Origin of the sequence: Synechococcus sp. R55.2, assembly GCF_047462075.1 — a bacterium.
Lineage (GTDB): Bacteria > Cyanobacteriota > Cyanobacteriia > Thermostichales > Thermostichaceae > Thermostichus.
On the sequence record NZ_JANSIH010000173.1, the window covers coordinates 1 to 6,445 of the forward strand.

General features: G+C 59.6%; 3 protein-coding genes and 1 pseudogene. All 4 read left to right on the plus strand.

Annotation, left to right across the window (positions count from 1 at the left end; translation table 11 throughout):
* Positions 1–1,270 (plus strand): annotated as a pseudogene (locus tag NW838_RS06075) (hypothetical protein); the annotation flags it as partial.
* Between the two features lie 43 nt (positions 1,271–1,313).
* A complete protein-coding gene (locus NW838_RS06080; protein ID WP_414355717.1) occupies positions 1,314–1,517 on the plus strand; it encodes a type II toxin-antitoxin system VapB family antitoxin in 204 nt (67 codons plus the stop codon).
* A gap of 2 nt (positions 1,518–1,519) precedes the next feature.
* Positions 1,520–1,915: a PIN domain nuclease gene (locus tag NW838_RS06085; RefSeq protein ID WP_011433301.1), complete on the plus strand. Its 396-nt coding sequence runs from the start codon at positions 1,520–1,522 to the stop codon at positions 1,913–1,915.
* 268 nt (positions 1,916–2,183) lie between these two features.
* A partial coding sequence (locus tag NW838_RS06090) for a DEAD/DEAH box helicase (RefSeq protein ID WP_414427699.1) occupies positions 2,184–6,445 on the plus strand: 4,262 nt, incomplete at its 3' end.

Sequence of the window (6,445 nt, forward strand, 5' to 3'; positions counted from 1 at the left end):
CGACCTGACCCGCGCCATCTATCAGCGCGTGCCAGTGCTGGTGAACGACTCTCCTCTCCCCACGGGAGAGGGGCTGGGGGTGAGGGTCAACCCCTGGGGCGTGCAGTTTAAGCAGGGGTTGTTCAATATGTCTTCTGACTCGCACCTCTTCCGCACACGGGCAGAATTGGAGCAGCAGGGGTATCGGTTGGTGGGGAATGTGTTTGTCAGGGGTGAGCCATCCACCGCAACGCACTACCTCCCGCTCTACGAAGCCAAAATGATCTGGCACTACGACCACCGCTACGGCACGTATGAAGGAGTGGATTCGCGTTCCAGCACCCAACTGCCCACCCCCGACGAGCGCCAGCACGCCGATCCGCACTTCGTCGTTCTGCCCTGGTACTGGGTGCCCGCTGAAGAAGTAACGAAGCGCCTGGGCGACTGGCAGCGTGGGTGGTTGGTGGGATTCCGCGATGTTACTAACGCCACTAACGAGCGCACTGCCATCTTCAGCCTGCTGCCCAGAGTTGGGGTAGGACATACGATGCCCATAGTCCTTACGGGTGAGATTTCGGCTATTCATCTCTCGTGTTTTCTAGCCAATCTAAATGTCCTGATTTTTGATTGGGCATTGCGCCAGAAAATTGGTGGGACGCATCTTACTTTCTTCATCCTCCGCCAACTCCCTATTTTTCCCCCCACTGCCTACACCCCCGCCGATCTCGCCTTCATTGTGCCGCGCGCACTGGAACTGACCTATACTGCCTGGGATCTCAAGCCCTTCGCCGACGATGTGTGGAACGAAGCTGATGAAGGGCTGCGGGCAGCCATCCATGCTGCGTGGGATGCAAACCGTATTGCTGTCGGCAGGCATGAATGGCGCCTGCCATCCTGGATCAGCGCTTACCCGGAGATCGAAACCAACCCGCAGAAGGGCATCCCCTTTCCGCCCTTTCGCTGGGACGAAGACCGCCGCGCGGTGCTGCGTGCCGAACTCGATGCGTACTACGCCCAGCTCTACGGCCTGACGCGCAAGCAACTGCGCTACATCCTCGACCCGGCAGACCTCACCGAACGCGAACTGGAAGACATACTCGACCCGCGGGAAGAGGTGGCAGACCCGCTCGACTCGGCTGGCTACGCTACCCGCGCTGCTGCTAGCACCTTCCCCGGCGAAACCTTTCGCGTGCTGAAGGAGAAGGAACTGAGTCAGTTCGGCGAATACCGCACGCGGCGGCTGGTGCTGGAGGCGTGGGAGAAGCTGGCGCAGCACTCAATAAAAGCTTAGAATACACATAGATCTGCATTTCTATACACACAAGTGGCTCCTCATGCGCACCAACATCGTCCTGGATGACGACCTGATCGAGCGTGCCCGCCAGGTAACCGGCCTCAAGACCAAGCGCGAGGTGATTCACGAAGCGCTGCGTGTCCTGATTCGCCTACACGAGCAAGCTGAGATCCGCAACTTACGCGGCAAGTTGAAATGGGAGGGCAATTTGCAGCAGCAACGCCTGTCGTGCCTGCAGGAGTGAGGATGATCCTGGTGGACAGCACCATCTGGATTGATTACTTCAACGGCATTTCATCGCTTCACACCGACTATCTGGATTGGGCCCTGGATCAAACTCTTATCCTGGTGGGCGACCTGATTTTGGCAGAAGTCTTGCAGGGCTTTCGCAAAGATGCCGATTTCGAGCAGGCTCGCTGTGCTCTGGTGAAATTGCATCAGGTGCAAATGGTTAACCCCTCCCTGGCGGTGAAAAGTGCGCAGAACTTTCGCTTGTTGCGTCGCAAAGGCGTGACGGTGCGCAAAACAATAGACAGTTTGATTGCCACTTGGTGCATTGAGAACAATGTTCCGCTCCTCCACCACGACAGTGACTTCGATGGCTACGAGGCGCATCTAGGATTGCGGGTTATTCGTCCATGAGGCGGAGGTGGCCTTCTGCAGACCAGTTTTCTCTTGACATGCCCCCTGCCTAAAGGCAAGGGATTCTGGTTCCTGCATTCGGAGAACGCTGCAGCCGTCGGCGGGTACTGGAGGTGTGGGGGAAGCCGGCGCATCGCCGATCCCACTTCGGAGATATCTTTTTGCCGTTCAGCGGGCCGTAGATCTTGGCGAGTGGGGTTGCAAACACCACTTGCGGCATCTTCAAGCTAGGCTTGAGCTAACCAAGCGGGCCTTAAGGGCAGATTCGATGTCCACCATCTTTGATCTCCACGCCACTGTTCTGGACGACTATCGCGATTTTGTCCGCTCCTTTTTTCTCATTGGCGACCAACGGGCGCAAGCCTTTGTGAATCAAGCTCTAGAGGAAGGGATCCACCTCTGGCCAGAGCCTCTCATCCAGCTAAGCCCTGTTTATGTGCCCGGCCCAACCGTTGACGAGCTGGCCGAGGCCGGGCGCATTGCCCAAGAAACAGCCCACATTTTCCGCCTTGAAGATGGCAGGCCCTTTCGCCTCTACCGCCACCAGGAGGAGGCCATCGAGAAAGCTCTGGCCGGGGAAAGCTTTGTGGTTACCAGCGGCACCGGCTCCGGCAAAAGCCTTTGCTACTTCCTGCCCATTCTCGACAACTGGATCCGCCAGGGGGGATCCCGTCATCAGGTGGTGGCCATTGTGGTCTACCCCATGAATGCCTTGGTGAACTCTCAATACCAGTCTTTGCAAGCCCTGTGCGAGCGGTACGAGCGCAACTACCATCGCCCTTTTCCGGTGCGCTTTGCCAGATACACCGGGGAAACTTCGGAAAACGAACGAGACCAGCTACGGCGGGATCCACCTCAAATTCTGCTCACCAACTATGTGATGGCAGAACTCCTCCTGGTTCGTCCTGAAGATCAGCGGTTTTTGAATCCCGAGATGGGAGGGCTGCGCTTTCTGGTCTTTGACGAGCTGCACACCTACCGGGGTCGGCAAGGGGCGGATGTGGCCATGCTGGTTCGCCGCCTAAAAGGACGCTGTGGGGCCAAGAACTTGGTGCATATTGGCACCAGCGCCACCATGATCTCCCGACCAGAAGCCGACGCCCAGGAGCGCCGCCAGACTGTAGCCGCCTTTGCCAGCCGCTTTTTCGGCCATCCCTTTGGGCCGGAGCACGTCATTGAGGAAACCCTGGCCCCCCTCACCGAGGGCGGCCCACCCACGGTGGCAGAGCTGAAGAGCGCCCTGGACTTGCCTTGGCCTACAAACCAGGCCGATCTGCGCCGCCATCCCCTGATGCGCTGGCTAGAGTATGAGCTGGGCCTGGAGCAAAGTCCCGATGGCAGCTTCAGGCGCCGCGTGCCCAGGGAGCTTTCCAAGGTAGCCGCCCAACTGGCCGAGGTGGCCGCCAGGGATCCCGCAACCTGCGCCAAATCCCTGCGCCAGTTTCTGGCCCATGCCAGCAGCCTCAAAGAGGGCAGCACTTGGGGAGTCGCCTTCAAGCTGCACCAGTTTATCTCCCAGGGCCGCACCCTGTACGCCACCTTGGAGAGCCGGGAAAAGCGGCAATTTTCCCTGGAAGGGCAAATGCAAGCTGGGGAAGGGAAGCTGTTTTTCCCCGTCAAGTTCTGCCGCCAGTGCGGGCACGACTATTACCATGTCTTGAAGGCAAGGGGGCAGTTTTTGCCCTATCCCATCGGAGAAGAGATGGAGGAGGCTGAAGACCAGCAAGCCGGCTACCTGAGCCTGGATCCCGTTGAAAACGAGTGGTCGCCAGAGCAGATCCCTGAAGATTGGTACACCCCTGAGGGCAGGCTCAAGCCCAACTGGAAAAGCCGCGTCCCCCAAGCAGTCTGGGTGCGCCCCGACGGATCCTTTTCCGAGCAACCCCAGGCGGAGGCCCAGAAGATGTGGTGGCAGCCCCAGCCTTTTTCCCTCTGCTTGGCCTGCGGCGAGTACTACACCGCCCGCGAGCGGGAGTTTGTCAAGCTGGCTTCCCTCTCCAGCGAAGGCCGCTCCAGCGCCACCACCACCCTTGCCACCTCTCTGTTGCGCCATACGGCCCAGACGCAAGCGGCTCGCGACAAGCTTCTGACTTTTACTGACAATCGCCAAGATGCCTCGCTACAAGCCGGCCACTTCAACGACTTTGTCCATGTGGCCCTCCTGCGGGCCTCGCTGTATGCCGCCCTGCAGCAGAAAAAAGAGTTGGGCTTCGCTGAAGTGGCCCGAGAAGTAGTGCGGGCCTCAGGTCTTAGCCTTGCTGACATTGCCCAGAACCCCTCCTTGGATCCCCAGTCTTCCCTTGCTCAGGACGTTTGGCAGACCTTTACAGACCTGACAGAATACCGTCTCTACGAAGATCTGCGGCGCGGCTGGCGGGTCACCCATCCCAACCTGGAACAGGTGGGGCTGCTGAAAATCGAATACCGCGGGCTCAAAGAGCTTTGCCAAAGCCCTGCCCTGGCTTCCCTTCACCCCTGGTTTGGCCAAGCAACCGTTGGCGAGCGAGAGGGCCTGCTGCGGGCCGTATTGGATCAGTTTCGGCGGAAATTGGCCATCGATGTCCGTCTGCTCGAGAAAGAACCCCAGAGAACGCTGCGCCGGCGGGCCGAGCAACATCTCAACGAGTTTTGGGGCCTAGAGGAGCATGACGAACTGCGGACGGCTAGCTACTTTGTTCGCCAGAGCCAGTCCCGGCAGGACTTGCAAGTTCATAGCTTGGGCCCCCGCAGCGCTATTGGGCGTTTTCTCATCAAGTATCTCGAGCTGACCAGAGAAGCTTACGACGAGCTTCTGGGATCCCTTCTCTCTTTGCTGGTCGGCTATGGCCTGTTGAGATCTCACCAGAGAAATGGCCAAGAAGCCCATCAACTGGATGCCGGATGTCTCCTCTGGTGCTTGGGAGATGAATCTGCCCCCCTTGCGGATCCCTTGTATTCCCGCCGCGCTCGGCAGGAGGGCTACGCTGCCCCCTCCCGCTCTGTCAACTTCTTCTTCCAACGCCTGTATCGAACTGGAGCAGTAGGGCTGGGATCCCTGGAGGCTAGGGAGCACACTGCCCAAGTGGTTCGGCCAGGAGAGCGGGAGCAGCGAGAAAGGCGCTTTCGCGGGGAGGATCAAGCTCGACGCCTTCCCTATTTGGTGTGCTCGCCAACCCTGGAGTTGGGGGTCGATATTGCCGATTTGGATCTGGTACATCTGCGCAACGTCCCTCCAACGCCGGCCAACTACGCTCAGCGCAGTGGACGCGCAGGCCGCCAGGGGCAACCGGGGCTAATCGTAACGTATTGCAGTGCTTTCAACAGCCACGACCAGTACTACTTCCGCCGCCGCGCCGAGATGGTGGCCGGTCGAGTGCGACCTCCCTGCCTGGATTTGGCCAACGAGTCCCTAGTGCGGGCTCACATCCACGCCGTTTGGCTGGCCCGCGTGCGCCTGCCTCTGGGCAATTCCATCGAAACCGTCATTGACTTGGATCATCGGGAAGAGCTGCCCCTCAGAGAGATAGTGGCCCAGCAAATCCAACTAGGGGAGGCCGCCCGGCGAGAAGTGGAGGAGCAAGTGCAGGAGCTGCTGGCCGCCGACCGGGAACTCCTAGACAGAAGTGGCTGGTTTAACAAGCGCTGGATCCGGCAGGTTATTGAAGAGGCGCCACGCGAGTTTGACCGGGCCTTTAACCGCTGGCGGGAGCTGTATCGGGCCGCCACCCAACAGTTGGAAGCTGCTCACCAAGAGCTCCAAACAGCTCGCCAAAGGAAAAGCCAGCAGAAAGCTGAGCGCCGCCAGCAAGAAGCCCTGCGCCAGCGCAACTTGCTGTTACAGATCGATACCCAGCGGGAGGAAGGTGACTTTTACCCCTACCGCTATCTGGCCAGCGAGGGGTTCCTCCCTGGCTACAACTTTCCGGCCTTGCCTGTCAGGGCCTGGGTGCCCCGCGGCAGCGAAGGGGAGTTTATCGCCCGACCCCGGTTTTTGGCCGTTCGGGAGTTCGCACCCCACAACTTCCTCTACCACGAAGGCTGCCAGTGGGAATCGGTGGCTTTTCAGGCTCCGCCCGGCGGCCTGGAGGAGCGCAAAAGTACTCAAAAGCTCTGCTTGAGTTGTGGAGCTTTTGCGGATCCCTGCCTGGATTGCTGCCCCGTCTGCGGCACCCAGTTCGATGGGCAAAACAGCCTCTTTACCCAGCTTCTGGAAATGCCCAATGTGCGCATGCGGCGGCGGGATCGCATCACAGCTGACGAAGAGGAGCGGCGGCGGCAAGGCTACGAGCTGCAGACCTTCTTCCAGTTTGCTCCCGAAAGCTCTGGCTACCGCGTCCAAGAAGCTGATGTGCTGAGCGGACAAACTCCCCTGCTGCAGTTGCGCTATGCCCCGGCGGCCACCCTGCTACGCATCAACCACGGCTGGCGGGGAAGTGGAGGGCGCGGCTTTTTGGTCAACTTTGAAAATGGGGAAGTTCCCTCGCGAGCTCAGCTTGAGCGGAACAGGGCAGGCTCGTCCAACCCAGTCCCCCTGCAGTCCATTCGCCTGGC